The following is a 17,618-nucleotide window of genomic DNA, read 5'->3' as shown; positions in this document are numbered from 1 at the left end:
AGAGGATAGAGCCATGAATACCATTCGCAACGCACTTCTGGCCGGCGCAGCGCTCTTGGCCGGCGCGGCCGCTGCCAATGCGGAGGAACTCTCAGTCGTCGGAAGCTGGAGCAGCCTGCCGCTCTACAAGCAGTATGAGGCGCCGTTCTGGACCGAGACCCTGCCGGCGGCCGGCGACTTCGAAATCAGCATGACGACCTTCGACCAGATGGGCGTCGCCGGCTCGGATGTTTATCGAATGCTCGGCGATGGGGTCTTCGATGTCGGGATGACGGTTGCCGATTACACTGTCGGAGATGCGCCCGAATTGGAGGGTCTGGACGTGCCCCTGGTGGCGACGACCGCGGAAGAGGCGCGCAAGATGGTCGAGGCGGCCCGCCCCATGGTCGAAGAGATCATGACCGAACGCTTCAATGCGAAGCTTCTGGCAATCGCGCCGTACCCGCCGCAGGTGGTGTTCTGCAAGCAGCCCGTCTCCTCGCTTGCGGACCTGAAGGGCAAGAAGATCCGCGGCTCCGGCCGCATGACCACAAAGCTGCTGGAAGCGCTTGGCGCCGAAGGCATCAATGTCGACTTCTCGGAGGTTCCAGGCGCGCTCGAGCGCGGCGTGATCGACTGCGCGGTTACCGGTGCCGGCTCGGGCTACAGTGCCGGTTGGTGGGAAGTTTCCTCCCACTTGATGACCCTGCCGCTTGGCGGTTGGGACCCGGTGGTGACCGCCATCAACCTCGACAAGTGGGAAGCGCTTTCCGGTGAGCAGAAGGAGCTGCTCTCAACCCAGATCGAGAGCCAGTTCGAGGCTCCGGCCTGGGAGGCGGCCTCCGGTGCGCTCGCCACGGACGTTGCCTGCCTTACCGGCAACGGCGATTGTCCCGCTGGGGAGCCGGCCGACATGACGCTTGTCGAGCCGACCGAGGCCGATGCCGAGGCCGCGCGGGCGATCCTGCAGGAAACCGTTCTTCCCGAATGGGCCGACCGCGCCGGCGCCGACTGGGCAAAGCGCTGGAACGAGAGCGTCGGCGAGACCGTGGGCGTGCAAATCCCGCTCTGATGGGTGGAACGCGGGTCGGAGGGCGAGATATGTTTGAGAAAACCGTAGACGCCCTCCGGCGCTTGAACCGGCTGATAGCGCTCATCGTGGGTGTCGTTCTGGCGCTCACGGTGGTCTTCATCCTTGTGGATATCACCCTGCGCCAGTTCGGCCGCTCTTTCGGCGGCTCGGACGAGATATCCGGTTACGTGATGGCGATGGTCGCAAGCTGGGGCCTTCCCTTCGCGCTTCTCGAACTGGCCCATGTGCGCATCGATCTCTTGCGCCTACGCCTGGCGACGACCGGCCGGAGCGTTCTCGACATACTGGCGATCTCAACGACGGCCGCCGTCACGTCGGTCGTTGCCTGGCAGGCCTGGCCGGTGCTCGAGAAAACCATCGACCGCGGCTCGCGCGCCAATACGCCGCTTGAAACGCCGCTGTGGATTCCGCAGGCGATCTGGTTCTCCGGCTGGGTCTGGTTCGCGGTCGTGTCGACGGTCTTGCTCTTTTGCGCGATCGGCCTCATCGCCCAGCGCCGGACTGCTTCCTTTGAACGCTCCTTCGGCACCGCGACGGAAATGGAGGCTTGAGCCGTGATCTGGTCCGTCTCCATCGCGCTTCTTGGCTTGCTCTCCCTCTCCATCCCGGTTGGGATCGTCCTGTTCATCCTGGGATTCGGCATCGACCAATTCGCTTCGCCATTCCCGCTGATCCGCGGGCTCGGCCAGGTGGTCTGGTCGTCGTCCAACAGCTCCACGCTGATCGCTATCCCGTTCTTCGTATTGCTCGGTGAAATCCTCGTGCGCGGCGGCGTGGCCGAGCGGACTTATTCCTCCCTCGACAAATGGTTCTCGTGGCTGCCGGGCGGCCTGGTTCACGCCAATATCGGCACCGCCACCCTGTTTTCGGCCACTTCCGGCTCTTCGGTGGCGACGGCGGCCACGGTGGCGACGGTGGCCATGCCGCAGGCCGACAAGCTCGGCTATGATCCGCGCCTCTTCTCAGGGGCGATTGCGGCGGGCGGCACGCTTGGCATCCTCATACCGCCGTCGATCAACCTGATCGTCTACGGCTTCCTGACCGAAACCTCCATTCCGCGGCTCTTTCTGGCGGGTCTCGTACCCGGCCTCCTGATGGCGGTCGCCTTCATGGCGATAACCGCGCTCATCTGCTGGTTCCGGCCGGCTCTCGGCGGTTCGAGCCGCAGCTTCGGCTGGGGGGAGCGCTTCGCAAGCCTCATTCAGCTTCTGCCCATCATCGCCCTCTTCACGGTTGTCATCGGGTCCATCTATGCCGGATGGGCGACGCCGACGGAATCGGCCGCCATCGGCGTCGCGATGGCACTGCTGATCGCCGCGATCAACGGCGGGGTGGGGCTGAACATGCTGCGCGAAGCGCTGCTGGGCACGATCAGGATCACCGCGATGATCATGCTCGTCATCATCGGCGCCTATTTCCTCAATTTCACCCTGGCCTCGGCGGGTCTCGGCCGCGAGCTCACCGGCCTGCTGCAGGGATCCGGCCTGTCGCCAATGGGAACGCTGTTCCTGGTGATCCTGCTCTACATCGTTCTGGGCTTCTTCATCGAAACGCTCTCCCTGATGGTCGCCACCATCCCCATCGTCGTGCCGATCATTGCCGAGCTCGGCTTCGACAAGGTCTGGTTCGGCGTCCTGATGATCGTCCTCATCGAGATGGCGCTGATCACGCCGCCGGTGGGGCTCAACCTCTATGTCGTTCAAGGTGCGCGCAAATCGGGAACGCTGAGCGAGGTGATGACGGGCGCTCTGCCTTATGTGCTCGTCATGCTGGCCATGGTGGGGATGCTTATCCTCTTTCCCGGCCTGGCATTGTTCCTGCCTGCCGCGCTGTAACTCTCTTCAAGAAGGAATATCTCCATGCGCTTCACATGCGCTGAAGGAACGCTCGACCTCGATTTCGCCCATTGCGTCGTGGCCGGCTGGACGGGCCGCAACCCGGACGCCATCCAGCATCATATCGACGAGCTTGTGGCCATCGGCGTGGCCCCGCCGTCCGCCGTTCCGCTCTACTACCGCGTTTCGGCGGGCCTTCTCACACAGGCGCGGTCGCTCCAGTTCGTGGGGGCGGGCACGTCCGGCGAGGTGGAGCCGCTCATCGTGCGCGCGGGGGGCAAAACCTATCTGGGTCTTGCCTCCGACCACACCGACCGGGAACTGGAAGCGCACTCGGTAGCCCTGTCGAAGCAGGTCTGCGCAAAGCCGTGCGCCGGCGAGCTTTGGGATTTCCAAGAGGTCGCGGATCGTCTCGACGCTCTCGAATTGCGCTCCTGGATCAGGGAAAACGGCGACTGGACGCTCTACCAGGAAGGAACACTGAGCGCGATGCGGCCCATGGCGGAGCTGATGGAGGGCGCGCAGCTGGAGGCATTGTCGAGGGAAGGGCCGGCGGCCATGCTGGGCGGGACGCTCGGCGTCACGTCAGGCGGCGTGCGCCCGGCCGCCGAATTCCGCATGGAGATGCGCGATCCGCAAAACGGACGCACGATCGCCCATAGCTATTCTATAAGGACATTGCCGGCAGTTGCCTGACAGGAGAGGGATCGAAGATGACCGACATCGTTGCCAAGGCCAAAGAGGCCATCGCCAAGGTGGACGGGCTGGGCGATGAGGCCGGCCGGATATTCACCGCCTTCGATCCCGACAGGATCCTGGCCGACGCTTCCGCGCTTGCGGCGCGCAGAAAGGCCGGGGAAGCGATGCCCCTTTATGGCATGCTGGTCTCCCTCAAGGACCTCTTCGACGAAGAGGGCCAGGTGACGAGCGCCGGCTCGAAGCTTTTGAAAAACGCTCCCCCCGCGAAAGCGGATGCCGCCGTGGTGGCGCGCCTGAAGGCGGCGGGGGCGCTGTGTTTCGGCCGCACGTCGATGAGCGAGTTCGCCTATTCCGGCGTCGGCCTCAACCCTCACTACGGAACGCCGGGAAGCGCGTTCGACGCATCGCGCATTCCCGGTGGTTCTTCATCGGGGGCGGCACTCACCGTTGCCCATGGGCTGTGCGATGCGGGCCTGGGGACGGATACGGGCGGTTCCGTCCGCATTCCCGCGGCGGTCAACGGGCTCTACGGCTACAAGCCTTCGCAAGGCGCCGTGCCGCGCGAAGGCGTTCATCCGCTGTCCGATCTGCTGGACAGCGTCGGCCCGCTCTGCGCCGATCTTGAAAGGGTGCTCCTTTTCATGCGCGTTATGGGGGACGGGCTGGAGCCTCAACAGGCTCCGGAGCGGCCGCTGCGCCTGGCGGTTCCGGTCAATGCCTTCGTCAACGACATCGACGCCTTCACGCGCGATCATTTCATGCACGCCTGTGACCGGCTTCGCCAGGCCGGGCATGACCTTGTGGAGCTCGATCTGGGCTTTCTGCCGGAGGCGCTGGGGCTCAACCGCGTCATCATCGCCTCCGAGGCCCATGCGCTTTATCGCGACCACCTCGACGCGCTTGAGACCGTGGGCGACCCGCGCGTCCTGAAACGCATCCGTTTCGCCGAGACGCTTTGCGCCACGGACCTGGAAGACGCGCGCCGGAAACGCGCCGGGGTGGTGCGTCGGTTCACCGATGTGATGGCAGGCTACGATGCATTGATTGCTCCGACGCTGGCGATCATGCCGCCGACCATTGCCGAGGCGAACGAGAATTTCGACGCGGTCAACGCGATGATGCTGCGCAACTCTTCCCTGATCAATCTCGCGGACGGCTGTGCCATGGCCATGCCCACGAAGGGCAACGGCGTATTGCCGGGAAGCCTCATGCTGGCGGGGTGCAACGGAGATGACGCGCGCATTCTCGGGCTGGCGAAGGCGCTGGATAAGATTGTGACCGCCAGGGCGTGATCGCGCCCAATCAGGGGAGGGGACGACCGCAAAGGACGAGATCGCAGTGGCCCGCCTGACCTGTTTCGGCGACTGGCTTCGGGTGGCGGCGCGCTTTAATGCGGGCGCCGAATGTACCGTCTTCGTTTCAATTCACCTGAAAGCCTGAAGTTGGCGGTACGATAGCGTGGCTGTCGCGGCGCAAAAAAAAAGCAGCCCCGGGATCGAGGCTGCTTTCTTGTCCTAAGGGTGGACTGCCGGCCAGGCGGGAAGGTCGCTTCTAGCGTGCGGTCTGGAAGCGCGGGGCCGGCCGGTCGCTTGAGTCGCTGGGGTCGAAGCCCTGCGCGGCGGAGAAGCCGATCGGCCCACGAATGGTGGGGCGGGACGAGCCGCCGATGCCGGCGGTCACGGTCCGATCGACCTGGTTGCCCATCTGGAAGCGCGGGGCCGGCTGATCGCTGGCGTCGCTGGGGCCGAAGCCCTGCGCGGCGGAGAAGCCGACCGGCCCGCGAATGGTGGGGGCGGACGAGCCGATGCCGGCGGTCACGGTCGACCGATCGACCCGGTTATCCATCTGGAAGCGCGGGGTCGGCTGATCGCTGGCGTCGCTGGGGCCGAAACCCTGTGAGGCATCGAAAGCGAACGCGTTGCCGGCGCCAAGCATGGCGAGTGCGGAAGTGAGGACGGCGATCTTGTACATGATAGTCTCCGGTCTTGTTTCTGCGGGGAAGGAGTCCCTCGCATTCATGTAAATATAGGATCTATTCTTGGTTTTTCTATTCAACAGTGTTACACATAAGCGTATCTGCTATCGTGATTACTTCACGGACTCGTATCTATTAATGTGATTACTATCACACGCTCGTGAGCGGTGGGTGTGACCCGATGACGGCAAAGACACTTGAGCGCCTTCCGTGCTACGCCGGGCATCTTTCGATGAAGACGACGAAGAGGCTCACGGGATGTCGGAGGGGGATTCTATAAGCGGGCTTTTCGCGGAAAGGGGACGATCTCGGCAGGCGGCCTGCGATATTCGGCGGTGGCTATGGCTTCGATGAGCAGGTCAAGGCTTTCCCGTATTTTTTGGCTGGTCTCATCGGAGCCGCACAATTCGTCCTGTGCGCGCTCGAGAAGTTGCCGCGCGGCCGCGAAATCGCTTTGCATGTCTCACCACAATCTGCGCCCGCCCATCCGCAGCTAATTCTGACCCAGGTCGATTGTGGCTTCGCAAACAAAAACGTTCGGATTTGAAATGAATTGCCGCCGTCCCGTCTCAGGTGCGCGGAAGCGGGACAAAAAGCAGCCCGACTGAACGGGCTGCTTCTTGGCTCCGGAGGCAAGGGGGGTAGCCTCCGGCACCGGGGGGAGGATTCCACCCAGCTATCAGCTGGGCTCGAAATCGTCGGCGGCGTTGTAGCCCTGATAGGTCCGCACGTTGCCGACATCGGACGGCGCGATCGCCGGCACGGTGTTGTCGAGCTGGAAGCGGGGAGCGGGCGAATTGTTCTCGTCGCTGGGGCCGAAGCCCTGCGCGGCGGAGAACCCAGCCCGGGTCTGGCCACCAATGCCGGAGGTCACGATCCGGTCGTCCGAGGACGGCTTGATCTGATGCTCCAGGTAGGAGTCCGGACCGCCGTTCTGATTGCTGACCTTGAAGTCCTGCGCCATGGCGCTGCCGCCCAGCAGGGCGAGGGCGGACGTGAGAAGAATTACCTTACGCATAATAGTCTCCAGTCTTGTCTTTGGCGAGGAGGGAGGTTCCTCGCTGCTCCACTTAAATGGACACTCAAATCCAAATTTCTAGCCATGACTGCTATCACAAATTAGTGAATTCCGGTAACCTTGCGTGAAGTGCGAGGTCGCCGGCTGCCGGAGCCGGCCGGCAACATCCCGCCGGCCGGGGCCAAGGAGCGTTACTCCGCCACTCTGGAAGAGCCAGGCCGGCAGCGTGACGCAGCGAGATCAGCCCAGAAAACGTCGCGTAAAGTTATTGGAATGGGTCTTCCGGCGTTCTGTCGAACGCCTTCGCCCAGGGGAGCGCGTCGCGCATCAGCGCGTCGGCCGGTCGGGCAATGTCCAGGGTAAGCGTGTGCGGCTCGCCCTGTGGCTCCTCCAGCGTGGCGAACTGGCTGTCGAGCAGGGAGACGGGCATGTAGTGGCCCGTCCGCTTTTCCATGCGCGACAGGATGAGGCCGCGCTCGCCCTTCAGGAAGATGAAGCCGAGCGGAATGCCGGCGCGGGTGCGCAGGCGCTGACGATAGGCGCGGCGCAGGGCCGAGCAGGCTGCGACGGCAAGGCCGGTTTCGCCGGCGGCCTTGCCGATCCCCTCGCCAAGGCGGTCGAGCCAGGGCCAGCGATCCTCATCCTCAAGGGCGATGCCGGCAGACATCTTGGCGATGTTTTCGGCCGGGTGAAACTGGTCGCCCTCCAGAAAGGGGCTGGCGAGGGCATCGGCGAGGAGCGCGCCGAGGGAGGATTTGCCGCTGCCGGCAACCCCCATGACCACGATCCCTCTCACCCTCATCGCCATCCTCGCCCTCTCAGATCGATGCGGTGATGCCGCCGTCGACATAAAGCGTGTGCCCGTTGATGAAGGACGAACCCTTGCCGGCGAGGAAGACCGCGGCGGCGACAAGTTCCTCCACCTCGCCCCAGCGGCCGGCGGGCGTGCGCTTCTCGAGCCATTCGGTGAAGGCGGGGTCGTCGACCAGGGCCTGATTGAGCGGCGTCTTGAAATAGCCCGGCGCAATGGCGTTGACCTGGATGTTGTGACGCGCCCAGTCCGTCGCCATACCCTTGGTCAGGTTGCGGATGGCGCCCTTGGTGGCGGTGTAGGGGGCGATGCCGGGCCGCGCCAGCTCGCTTTGCACCGAGGCGATGTTGATGATCTTGCCCGCACCACGCGCGATCATGCCGCGGGCAACGGCCTTTCCCACGAAATAGGCGCTGGTGACGTTGGTCTTCAGAAGCAGTTCCCACTTGTCGTCGGGAAAATCCTGAAGGGGCGTGCGGAACTGCATGCCGGCGTTGTTGACCAGGATATCGATAGGGCGCTGCGCCTCGATACCGGCGATGGCGGTGTTGACCGCCTCGGCATCGGTCACGTCGAAGCATGAGACGAGGACCTCCCCGCCCGATTCGCGGATGGCGCTGGCGGCGGCTTCGGCGCGCGCTTCCTCGCGCCCGTTGACGACGACGGCCGCGCCGTGGGCGGCAAGGCCCCTGGCGAGTGCGAAGCCGATGCCGAGGCTGGAGCCGGTGACAAGAGCCGTCCTGCCGGTAAGGTCGAACAATTCAAAATGCATGGGGCACGGCCCTCCCTGCTACGTGATCTTACTTGGGGTTCAGGCGGTTTTCAGCCGCTCGCCCACGTCGCCGCGATAGGTCTGAAGGTGGGTATGGATGGCGGACTGGCAGGCCGGGACGTCGCGCTCGACTGCGGCCTTCAGGATCGCAGCGTGCTCGGAGGTCGTTTCCGGGCGGAAGCCCGCATATTTCAGCTCTGCGACGACCTGCTGGCGGAACTGCTCGTAGATGTTGCGATGGGTGGCGCGCAGCACGTCGGACGGGCAGGCCGAAAGCAGGGTTTCGTGGAACTCCCAATCGATGCGCGTCCAGATCGGCACGAAGGGGGCGATGTCCGCGGCGGCCTTCATCTTCCGTTCGATGTGGACCAGCTTGTGATGGGCTGCCGTCAGCCGCGCCTCCCACTCCAGATCGCCGTTGAGGATCGCATCCTTCGCGCCCTCGCACTCAAGAAGAATGCGCAGATTCATCATGTCGGTGAGCTGCTTCTCACTGGCGAAGGGGACATGAAAGCCCCTCTGCTCCTCCTGCGTCAGCAGGTTTTCGTGGGCAAGGCGCAGGAAGATCTCGCGCATTGCGCTGGCGCTGATGCCGTAGGCCTCCTTGAGCATGTCGGGGCGCAGCTTCTCACCCGCCTTGAACTCGCCGGCCATGAGCCGCGCCTTGACGGCGCGGTAGATGGCTGACGGCCTCATGGCTGTTTCGGCATTCATCGGTGCTTCCCCCCAAGTGAGGGGCTCTCGGGTTGAGTCTTGCGCTCACTTTATTGCAAGTTTTGTAATCTGCAAGGAATTACAAAATTTTCTGTATTTTTAAAAGCTGGCTTGTATCGCATAGGACGGGTTGATAAGTTTCCCGACAGCCGTGGAGAGGAAGCGGCTTCACCTGGAGCGACGGGCCGAACAGAGGCCCGCGGAAAATGGGAGGAAGAATTTTATGAAACTTAAGAAGACGCTTTTTGCGACGACGGCGGCTGCGGTGCTTTTTGCCACCGGTGCGCTTGCCCAAACGACGACCCTGCGCATTCAGACGCACTACGCGCCGGAAACGATTTCCGGTACCAACGCCGCGCAGTTCGTCGATGACGTCCAGGCCATGTCCAATGGCGAGATTCAGATCGAGATGTTCTACTCGTCGTCGGTCGTCAAATCCGTGGAGACGTTCGATGCCGCGGCCACCGGCATTCTCGACTGCGACATGACGGGCGGCGCCTACCAGACCGGCAAGAACCCGGCCTTCCAGTTCGTCGGCGACATCATGGGCGGCTACGACACGCCGTATCAGCAGCTTTCCTGGCTCTATTACGGCGGCGGCCTTGAGGCGGCGCAGGAGCTTTACAACAAATACGACATGCAGCTGATCGGCTGGTGGGTCGTCGGACAGGAGTCGCTCGCCTCGACGAAGCAGATTGCCGGTGTCGACGATCTGAAGGACTGGAAGTTCCGCTCACCGCCCGGCCTGGAGACCGAGATCTTCGCCTCGCTGGGCGCCAAGCCCACGGTGATGGACTTCACCGAGGTCTTCACGGCGCTGGAGACGGGCATCATCGATGGTGCCGATGCCTCCATCCTGGCCAACAACAAGGGCATGGGCCTCTACGACATCGCCAAGCACGCCACCTATCCGGGCTTCCATTCGATGCCGTCCGACCATCTGGCCTGCAACAAGGCCAAGTGGGATGCCATGCCCGAGCACCATCGCCGCATCATGGAAGTGGCCATGGAGAAGCTGGCGCTGCGCCAGGCAATGGCCAGCGAAAAGGCCAACAACGAGGCCGTCGCCGAATTGAAGGCGGCCGGCGTTACGGTCCACAACTGGTCCGAGGAAGACCGCGCGGCTTTCCGCAAGGTCGCCCAGGATGCCTGGGAAGGGTGGGCTGAAAAGACCCCGGAGGCGCGCGCGCTGGTCGACAGCCACAAGGCCTACCTGAAGCAGCTCGGGCTGCTGTCCGAGTAAGCTGAACGACAGTGGAAGGCGGCTTCACGGCCGCCTTTCCTTTATCTGGGGCAGTTTTGCGTTTCTCCGAATCGCCAACCGCTCTAAGTTTTGTTTTATCGCGTTTCCTGGCGGCGGACCGGCTTCCGCTTTGCCGGGAAACGCTCCGCGCCGGAAACGGAGGGTGTCGTGGTCGAGCACGAGAAGACGGGCATCATCGACAAGGTCACCTGGTCCATAAGCCGGGTCAGCATGCTCCTGCCCGGCGCCATCGTGGTCATCATGTTCTACGAAGTGGTGCTACGGTACCTGTTCGCCAGACCCACGCTCTGGGCCAACGAGCTGTCGTTGTGGATCGCCGGGGCCGTCTATCTGCTGGCCGGCCTCTACGCCATGCAGCAGCGAAGCCACATCCGCATCACATTGCTTTATGACGCTTTCCCGCGTTGGGCCCGCAAGGCTTGCGACCTGGCGGCCCTTCTCTTCCTGCTGACTTTCGTCTTCGCGGTGATCTGGGGTGGGTTTGGAGAGGCCTGGGTCAAGCTCAACCGATGGGAGACGTTCGGCACGGCGTGGGATCCGCCGATCCCCGCGACGCTGAAGCCGCTCATCCTTGTCGTTCTCGTGCTCACCGCCATCCAGGGGATTTCCAATCTGGTCCACGACTGGAACCGGGACCCCGAGGAGCACACGCCGCTCGACGAGATCGGTATCGACGTCGAGGCGATCAAGGAAGAAGCGGACAAGCCGCGCGGCTGACGCACCATCTCAACCGTAGACACCAGATCACGATAACAGCGGGGACGGGGAACCATGGATATCGGCGTCATCTCCTTGACCGTGCTCTTGGGCATGCTCGGGCTTTTGGCCATCGGCATGCCGCTTGGCTTCGCCTCGGGTTTCCTGGCCGTCGTCGTGATGGTGATGAAGTTCGGGCCCGACCTGCTCTTTTCGAGTTTCGGCACCGGCCCGCTGAATATCCTGGCTCAGCGCATGTACGGGCTGTGCACGGACTATGTGCTGATCTCGGTGCCGCTGTTCATCCTGATGGCGACGCTTTTGGAGCGCTCGGGCATAGCACGGGATATGTATGACAGCCTCACCCGCTGGCTGAACCGTACGCGTGGCGGCATCGCCATCGTGACCTCGATCATGGCCGTGGTGATGGCGGCCATGTCCGGCATCATCGGCGGCGAGGTCGTGCTGCTTGGCCTGATCGCCCTGCCGCAGATGCTGCGCCTTGGCTACAACCAGAATCTTGCCATCGGCACGATCTGCGCTTCGGGTTCGCTTGGAACCATGATCCCGCCTTCGATCGTGCTCATCATGTACGGCCTGATCACGGAAACTTCGATCCAGGCTCTCTTCACCGGTGCCTTCGTGCCGGGGTTCATCCTGGCCTTTTGCTACATCGTCTACATCATCGTCCGCACGCGGCTGAACCCGTCCTTGGCGCCTTTGCCAGAGCCGGAGGCCGACGACCTGCCGCCGGCGGAGAAATACCGCGCCTTTGCCATCCTCATGGGCTGGTTCGTCGGGGTGTGGGGCGGCGGCGCGCTGGTGCATGCCGCGCTGATCGAGACCCAGAATGCTTTCGGCTTGCTGAGGCCCACCGACTACGCCCCCTACAGCGGCTCGCAATTGTTGTTCTACGGCGCGCTTGCGCTCGCCGGGCTCTTTGTTCCCACTTTGATGTTCGGGGCGGCGAGGGCAAGGAAAACATGGGCCATGTCGAAAGGCCTGGTCGCGCCGCTGGTTGTCGTTTTCGTGGTACTTGGCTCCATTTATGGCGGCGTGACCGGCATCACCGAGGCGGCCGGAATGGGCACGGTCGCGGTCCTGGCGCTCATCATCATCCGGAAAGAGTTTTCCCTTGCGCTGGTCCGCGACGCCCTGATGCGCACCTTCAGGTCGACCGGCACGATCATCTGGGTGACGTTCGGCGCGACGGCGCTGGCCGGCGCCTATACGATCGCCGGCGGGCCGACATACGTCGCCAACCTGATCGTCGGTGCGGAGATGCCGACACTCGGCATCCTGATGGTCATGATGGTCATCTTCCTGTTTCTCGGGGCATTCATGGACTGGGTCGGCATCGTGCTGCTCGTGATGCCGGTCTTCCTGCCTATCGTGCTGAAGCTGCCGCCGGAGGAGATCGGCCTGTTCGGCCCGCTTGCCGACGCGCGCTCCTATGTGCCGGTCTGGTTCGGTATCCTGTTCTGCGTGAACATGCAGGTGTCCTTCCTGTCGCCGCCTTTCGGGCCCGCTGCCTTCTACCTGAAATCCGTGGCGCCGCCCCACATCACGCTGCCCGACATTTTCCGAGGGTTCCTGCCCTTCATCGCTATCCAGCTTCTGATATTGATGCTGGTGCTGTTCTTTCCGGAATTGACCATGCTTTTCCGACAGTAGCGCCCGGAGAATCCCGCCCTTATGGCCGGCATAGCCGCACGCCCGATCGAAGACAGGCCGATGCTTGGCATCGTCCTGATGCTTTTCACCTATTTTCTCTTCTCCTGCGTGGATGTGTCGGCCAAATGGCTGGCGCTTGCGGGCCTGCCGGCGGCCCAGCTCGCCTTCATGCGCTATTTCTGGCATGTCGTGATCTCCGTCGGGCTGATCGCGCGGGAGGGCGTTTCGCTTTCCCGGTTCGGGACGGACCGGGTGGGGCTCGTCCTGTTGCGCTCGGTCCTTCTGGTGAGCTGCACCGTCCTCAACTTCATTGCTGTGCGCTACCTGCCGCTGACGCTCACATCGACCATCATGTTCTCCTCGCCGATCATCATCTGCGCGCTGTCCGGCCCTTTTCTGGGCGAGAGGGTGGGTGTGTGGCGGTGGTCGGCCATCGTCGCGGGCTTCGGCGGTATCCTGATCGCCATCCGGCCCTTCGACGCCGGTTTCCACTGGGCGGTGTTCCTGTCGCTCGGCAACGCGCTGGCCTTCGCCATCTATGCGCTCATCACGCGCAAGCTTTCGGGCAAAGTGTCCACGGACACGATGCAGCTTTACAGCGGGTTGGTGGGGGCGGCGCTGCTTGCACCCTTCGCGCTGGCCGCGTGGCAAAGCCCCGCCACACCGCTGGATTGGACGCTGATGGTTGGGCTCGGCGTTTTGGGGTGGCTCGGCCATGAGATGCTGACGCGCGCCCATGGCTTTGCCTCGGCCAGCGCGCTGACGCCGTTCTCCTATGTCTTCATCATCTATCTGGGGACCTGGAGCTATGTCGTCTTCGGCGATCTGCCGGACCGCTGGACCGTCCTCGGCGCACTCATCATCACCGCGGCCGGCATGACCATCTGGCTGCGCGAGCGCTGGTTGGTAAAAAGCGAGCCGGGCCGGCTGGTGCGGCACCCGGCTGCCGAGACCGGCCGTCCGGGCTGATGCTCTACCGGTAGCGGTTGCCCGAAAGAAAGGGCCGAGGCCCGCCGCGCCTCTTCATTGCTCCTGGGCGGCGAGGATCGCTTCAGAGCGGATTTCCTCGGTCAGCTGCGAGCGCAGGGCACTGAATTCCGGGCTCGACTTGATCGTATAGTGGCGCGGGTAGGGAAGATCGACCGGGACGATCGACTTCACCCGCCCCGGTCTTGCCGACATCGTCACCACGCGCGAGGCAACGAAGATCGCCTCTTCGATGTCGTGGGTGACGAACAGCACCATCTTGTGCTCGCGCTCCCAGATGCCGAGGAGCATCTCCTGCATCAGGCCGCGGGTCTGATTGTCGAGCGCACCGAAAGGTTCGTCGAGGAGCAGGATCTTCGGATTGTTGGCGAGCGCGCGGGCGATGGCGGTGCGCTGTTGCATGCCGCCGGAGAGCTGCTTCGGCCAGTGCCGCTCGAAGCCGTGCAGCCCCACGCGGTCGATATAGTCGGCGACGATCTCGCGCCTTTCGTTCTCCGGCACGCCCTTTTCGCGCAAGCCGAAGCCGATATTGTCCTCCACCGTCAGCCACGGGAAAAGCGTATAGGACTGGAATACCATTCCGCGGTCCGATCCGGGCCCCCTGATCTCCCGGCCGTCGAGCACCACCTTGCCGACGCTCGGATGGTCAAGCCCGGCGACGATGCGCAGCAGCGTCGACTTTCCGCAGCCGGAGGGGCCGAGGATGCTGACGAAGTCGTTTTCCGGCACGGTGAGGCTGGTCGGCTGCAGCGCGGTGGTCGGTTTGCCGCCCCGCACGCCGGGAAAGGTGCGGCCCACTCCGTCGATGACGAGCTCGCTCATGCGAGCCTCCACGAGAACAGCCACTGGTTGACCGCCTTGAAGAGAGCATCGGAGATCAGGCCGATGATGCCGATCACGATGATGCCGAAGATGATCTGGCCGGTCGCCATCAGCGCCTGCGAGTTGATGATCATGTAGCCGATGCCTGAGGAGGCGCCGATGAGTTCGGCGACGATCACATAGGTCCAGGCCCAGCCCAGGACCAGGCGAAGGCTCTCTGCGATGTCCGGTGCATTGGCCGGCATGAGCACGCGGCGGACGATGCCCCTGTCCGTGGCTCCGAGGGTGTAGGCGGCCTCGACGAGGTCCCGTCGTGTATTGCCGACCGAGCCGGCGACCATCAGGATGATCTGGAAGAAGGCGCCGATGAAGATGACGAGAAGCTTCTGTGTCTCGCCGATGCCCGCCCAAAGGATCAGCAGGGGTACGAAGGCCGAAGCGGGCAGGTATCGGGCGAAGGACACGAAAGGCTCGAGCATGGCCTCGATCGGCTTATAGGTGCCCATGGCGATGCCGATCGGCACGGCGATCAGGGCGGCAATCGCAAAGCCGCCGACGACCCGCCATACCGTCATGGCGATATCGTAGAGGAAGCCGCGCTGGCTGAGGAGATACCAGCCGTCTGCAACCATCGTCAGCGGGTCGGCCAGGAATGTCCGCGATACGAACCCTCCGAAGGTGGCAAGCGACCAGAAGGCGACGAAGAAGACGAAGAATCCTACTCCGAGCAGAACGCGGGTCCCGTAGCCGATGGGCTGGAAAGGACGAAACATGCGGGTGATGATCCTCGTTTGGGAGCGGCGGCGCGACCATGGCGCTGCCGCAAGGGGACGGATGCGCGGCCGCTCGAACACCTGCCGGCGGGAGGGCGGCGGGGAGGCCCAGGGCTTCCCCGCTGGAAAGCCGTTACTCGATGAAGCTGGTATCGACGATTGCCTTGATGTCGGGTTTGCTGCGGATCACGCCGATCTCGAGCAGCAGATCAGCCGCCGCCTCGGAAAAACTCCAGAACTCGTCGGAGAAGAAGGAATCGTTGGCCTCGCGGTCCTGCCAGCGCAAATATTGGGCGGAGGCGGCAAACTGCTCGGCCGTCTGGTTCACGTCGGCGCCCATCGTGGCGTAGGAGCCGTCCTGATCGGATTCGATCAGTTCCAGCGCCTCGAAATAGCTGTCTGCGAGCGCCTTGGCGGCCTCGGGATTTGCTTCGAGGAAGGCGGGCGTGCAGCCGAAGGTGTCCATGACGGCGGGATAATCCAGCGTCGTCGCCAGGATCTTGCCCGAATCGGGGGCCTCGCGGACCGTCGACAGATAGGGCTCATAGGTCATCGCCGCGTCGTTTTGGCCGGCGACGAAAGCTTGCGCGGCCGGCCCGGGTTCCATGTTGACGATGCTCACATCCGACATTGCCATGTCGTTCTCGTTCAGCATCCAGGCAAGCAGGAAATACGGCGACGTGCCAGGCGCCGAGGCGGCGACGGTTTTGCCCTTCAGGTCGGCGAAGCTTTCCACATCGCCGCGCACCGCGATCCCGTCGGCCCCAAAGGACTTGTCCATCTGGAATATCTGCTTGGTGTCGACGCCGTTGGCGTTCCAGACGATCCAGGTCTCGACCGTCGTGGCGGCGCACTGGATGTCACCCGAGGCGATCGCCAGATGGCGGCTTGCCTGCGGGATCTTCTCCAATGTGACATTGAGCCCGTTCTTCTCGAAGATGCCGGCTTCCTTTGCGAGCGTCAGGGGGGCAAATCCGGTCCACCCGGATAGACCGACGTTGACATCCGTCGTTTGAGAGAATGCTGGAGAAACACCGATAACCGCCGCCGCCAGAAACCCGACTTTTGCAATTCCACGCATGATCGTTCCCCGTTGCTGATTTTGTCTATACAAATCAACACAGCGTTGCTTGAAGCCTGTCAAGAGCGTTTTCGGCGGCTCGTTGCGGATTTTCCAGGCCTGCTCAATTTTTATGCAGGAACATTGCCGGGTTGTCGAAGCAGCGGGCACATCGTGGGGAGCCGGGGGGCGCCCGGCTTCACGTCTTACGCGCGCTTCCTCAGAGTTGCGTAGATAACGTTGCGGTTTGAGCCGAAGTGCACGGAAGCCTCGACGGTGTTGCGGTCGACACTCGCGTTGACGATGTTCCACATCTCGGCTTCCGAACGCAGCAGCAGCGCCCAGTTCATGAACGTTTCCATGTAGCCGTCGACGCTGATGTCATCGGCAAAATTGGCAAAGAGGAATGTGCCGTTCGGTTTCAGCATTCGCAGGCAAGCCTGCGTGAGCCGCACTGCGACCTTGTGGGAAAGGTAGTCGTAAAGTCCCGCCGCGTAGACGAAATCGAACCGGCCAAGATTGTAGGCATCGGCCAGCAGCCCCCGCACGGAGCCTTCGACGGCCTCCACTGATGTCGCCTCCCAGTCGCGGGCGATCGCGCCAACGCTCATCGGGTCCTGGTCGAGCGCCACCCAGCGATTGATACGCCCTTCCCGAAGGGAAGTTGAGTGCTCCGCCTCACGCAGGTGACCACAGGCGACCGCCAGGATCTCCGTTTCCTTGCCCCTGGCGGCTGCGATCTCGTCGACCTGTTTTGCCAGGAGGTCGCGACGTTCCCGCACGGCGACCGACGAGGAGGCGTTGTAGGTGTATCTATAGAGCGCCCGGCCAAGGGGAGAGGCCTTGGCGATCGCTCCGGCCACACTGGGATGGCCGTATATGAAGTCGAGCAACTGCGCGTCCCCGGAGTAGCCCCTCGGTTTTTCGAAGGACCAACGTGTAAACGGATCCTGCAGAAAGAACTCGGAGACAGGATGGCCCTGCACGATGGGGATCAGGGCTTGCCAAACCCCGTTTCGATAACTGCGGCGCATATGATGGAGTTCTATGGCCGTTCGATCGATCACCTGGGAGGGGTCTCGACCGTTTTCCAGCTGCTGCTTGGCGATGTTCAGCACCAGCGCCAGCCGCGCTTGCGCATGGGCAAACTGTTCGGCGGAAGGCTTGCCCACCGCCGAATCGACTTCGGTCGCAATCGCTTCGGGAGTGATGAGACTCTCCCCGTCGAAAGCCATCCCGCTCATATTTGGGCCCCCACTTGGTTAATGTGGATTAACCATACCGGTGGGTGAGGGCTTTTGCCAACCAAGGATGAGACAACCATGACGCGCGGCCGCTCATCTCACTTTTGTCAACCAGACCTCGATCATTTTAGGAAAAATCGAAGCTTCTCACCCAGAATTCCGTAAGCTGGCCGGGTTATTCTGTCTGTTCGGGCACGCGCAG

General features: G+C 63.1%; 19 protein-coding genes. 9 read left to right on the top strand and 10 right to left on the bottom strand.

Features of this window, described 5'->3' with window-relative positions; genetic code table 11:
• The first annotated feature begins 13 nt into the window (after nucleotides 1-13).
• From GPJ75_RS02610 to GPJ75_RS02590, 5 genes are read left to right on the top strand one after another with little or no spacing between them, the layout of a single operon-like run.
• Complete coding sequence (locus tag GPJ75_RS02610) at nucleotides 14-1,051, top strand: TRAP transporter substrate-binding protein (RefSeq protein WP_163264782.1); 1,038 nt, start codon at nucleotides 14-16, stop codon at nucleotides 1,049-1,051.
• 29 nt (nucleotides 1,052-1,080) lie between these two features.
• Nucleotides 1,081-1,623 (top strand): TRAP transporter small permease subunit, encoded by a 543-nt coding sequence (locus tag GPJ75_RS02605; protein WP_163264780.1) that lies wholly within the window; start codon nucleotides 1,081-1,083, stop codon nucleotides 1,621-1,623.
• A gap of 3 nt (nucleotides 1,624-1,626) precedes the next feature.
• Entirely contained in the window at nucleotides 1,627-2,907 is a 1,281-nt protein-coding gene (locus GPJ75_RS02600; RefSeq protein ID WP_163264778.1) for a TRAP transporter large permease, read from the top strand.
• A gap of 24 nt (nucleotides 2,908-2,931) precedes the next feature.
• A complete protein-coding gene (locus GPJ75_RS02595) occupies nucleotides 2,932-3,603 on the top strand; it encodes a DUF2848 domain-containing protein (RefSeq protein WP_163264776.1) in 672 nt (223 codons plus the stop codon).
• Between the two features lie 17 nt (nucleotides 3,604-3,620).
• The gene (locus GPJ75_RS02590) at nucleotides 3,621-4,898 is read left to right on the top strand and encodes an amidase family protein (RefSeq protein ID WP_163264774.1); all 1,278 of its coding nucleotides are present in this window, start codon (nucleotides 3,621-3,623) and stop codon (nucleotides 4,896-4,898) included.
• A 259-nt stretch (nucleotides 4,899-5,157) separates the two neighbouring features.
• Here the strand turns inward: GPJ75_RS02590 and GPJ75_RS02585 are convergent, their stop codons facing one another.
• From GPJ75_RS02585 to GPJ75_RS02560, 6 genes are all read right to left on the bottom strand, one after another.
• A complete protein-coding gene (locus GPJ75_RS02585; protein WP_163264772.1) occupies nucleotides 5,158-5,577 on the bottom strand; it encodes a hypothetical protein in 420 nt (139 codons plus the stop codon).
• Nucleotides 5,578-5,855: 278 nt separating this feature from the next.
• Nucleotides 5,856-6,041: a hypothetical protein gene (locus GPJ75_RS02580; protein ID WP_163264770.1), complete on the bottom strand. Its 186-nt coding sequence runs from the start codon at nucleotides 6,039-6,041 to the stop codon at nucleotides 5,856-5,858.
• A 219-nt stretch (nucleotides 6,042-6,260) separates the two neighbouring features.
• Nucleotides 6,261-6,599, bottom strand: a complete 339-nt coding sequence (locus GPJ75_RS02575; protein WP_163264768.1) for a hypothetical protein — start codon at nucleotides 6,597-6,599, stop codon at nucleotides 6,261-6,263.
• A 265-nt stretch (nucleotides 6,600-6,864) separates the two neighbouring features.
• Nucleotides 6,865-7,401: a gluconokinase gene (locus GPJ75_RS02570; RefSeq protein WP_246248876.1), complete on the bottom strand. Its 537-nt coding sequence runs from the start codon at nucleotides 7,399-7,401 to the stop codon at nucleotides 6,865-6,867.
• 16 nt (nucleotides 7,402-7,417) lie between these two features.
• Complete coding sequence (locus GPJ75_RS02565; protein ID WP_163264764.1) at nucleotides 7,418-8,182, bottom strand: SDR family oxidoreductase; 765 nt, start codon at nucleotides 8,180-8,182, stop codon at nucleotides 7,418-7,420.
• A 39-nt stretch (nucleotides 8,183-8,221) separates the two neighbouring features.
• A complete protein-coding gene (locus GPJ75_RS02560; protein WP_163264762.1) occupies nucleotides 8,222-8,896 on the bottom strand; it encodes a GntR family transcriptional regulator in 675 nt (224 codons plus the stop codon).
• Nucleotides 8,897-9,119: 223 nt separating this feature from the next.
• Here GPJ75_RS02560 and GPJ75_RS02555 point away from each other — a divergent pair, with 223 nt between their 5' ends.
• From GPJ75_RS02555 to GPJ75_RS02540, 4 genes are all read left to right on the top strand, one after another.
• Nucleotides 9,120-10,139, top strand: coding sequence for a TRAP transporter substrate-binding protein (locus tag GPJ75_RS02555; RefSeq protein ID WP_163264760.1), 1,020 nt, complete (start codon nucleotides 9,120-9,122; stop codon nucleotides 10,137-10,139).
• 168 nt (nucleotides 10,140-10,307) lie between these two features.
• Nucleotides 10,308-10,877 carry a TRAP transporter small permease subunit gene (locus GPJ75_RS02550; protein WP_246248875.1) on the top strand — a complete coding sequence of 190 codons (570 nt, stop codon included), beginning with the start codon at nucleotides 10,308-10,310 and terminating at the stop codon, nucleotides 10,875-10,877.
• A 54-nt stretch (nucleotides 10,878-10,931) separates the two neighbouring features.
• Complete coding sequence (locus GPJ75_RS02545) at nucleotides 10,932-12,530, top strand: TRAP transporter large permease (protein WP_163264757.1); 1,599 nt, start codon at nucleotides 10,932-10,934, stop codon at nucleotides 12,528-12,530.
• A 21-nt stretch (nucleotides 12,531-12,551) separates the two neighbouring features.
• The gene (locus GPJ75_RS02540) at nucleotides 12,552-13,499 is read left to right on the top strand and encodes a DMT family transporter (RefSeq protein ID WP_163264755.1); all 948 of its coding nucleotides are present in this window, start codon (nucleotides 12,552-12,554) and stop codon (nucleotides 13,497-13,499) included.
• A 54-nt stretch (nucleotides 13,500-13,553) separates the two neighbouring features.
• Here GPJ75_RS02540 and GPJ75_RS02535 read toward each other — a convergent pair whose 3' ends face one another.
• From GPJ75_RS02535 to GPJ75_RS02520, 4 genes are all read right to left on the bottom strand, one after another.
• Nucleotides 13,554-14,339: an ABC transporter ATP-binding protein gene (locus tag GPJ75_RS02535; protein ID WP_163264753.1), complete on the bottom strand. Its 786-nt coding sequence runs from the start codon at nucleotides 14,337-14,339 to the stop codon at nucleotides 13,554-13,556.
• Complete coding sequence (locus GPJ75_RS02530; protein WP_163264751.1) at nucleotides 14,336-15,112, bottom strand: ABC transporter permease; 777 nt, start codon at nucleotides 15,110-15,112, stop codon at nucleotides 14,336-14,338. Before GPJ75_RS02530 ends, GPJ75_RS02535 begins: the two co-directional genes overlap by 4 nt.
• A gap of 133 nt (nucleotides 15,113-15,245) precedes the next feature.
• Entirely contained in the window at nucleotides 15,246-16,184 is a 939-nt protein-coding gene (locus GPJ75_RS02525) for an ABC transporter substrate-binding protein (RefSeq protein WP_425483108.1), read from the bottom strand.
• Between the two features lie 194 nt (nucleotides 16,185-16,378).
• Entirely contained in the window at nucleotides 16,379-17,416 is a 1,038-nt protein-coding gene (locus tag GPJ75_RS02520) for a class I SAM-dependent methyltransferase (protein WP_163264749.1), read from the bottom strand.
• Nucleotides 17,417-17,618 lie beyond the last annotated feature (202 nt).

Origin of the sequence: Chelativorans alearensis (assembly GCF_010993735.1) — a bacterium.
GTDB lineage: Bacteria > Pseudomonadota > Alphaproteobacteria > Rhizobiales > Rhizobiaceae > Chelativorans > Chelativorans alearense.
This window is presented reverse-complemented; position numbering and strand designations above follow the sequence as displayed.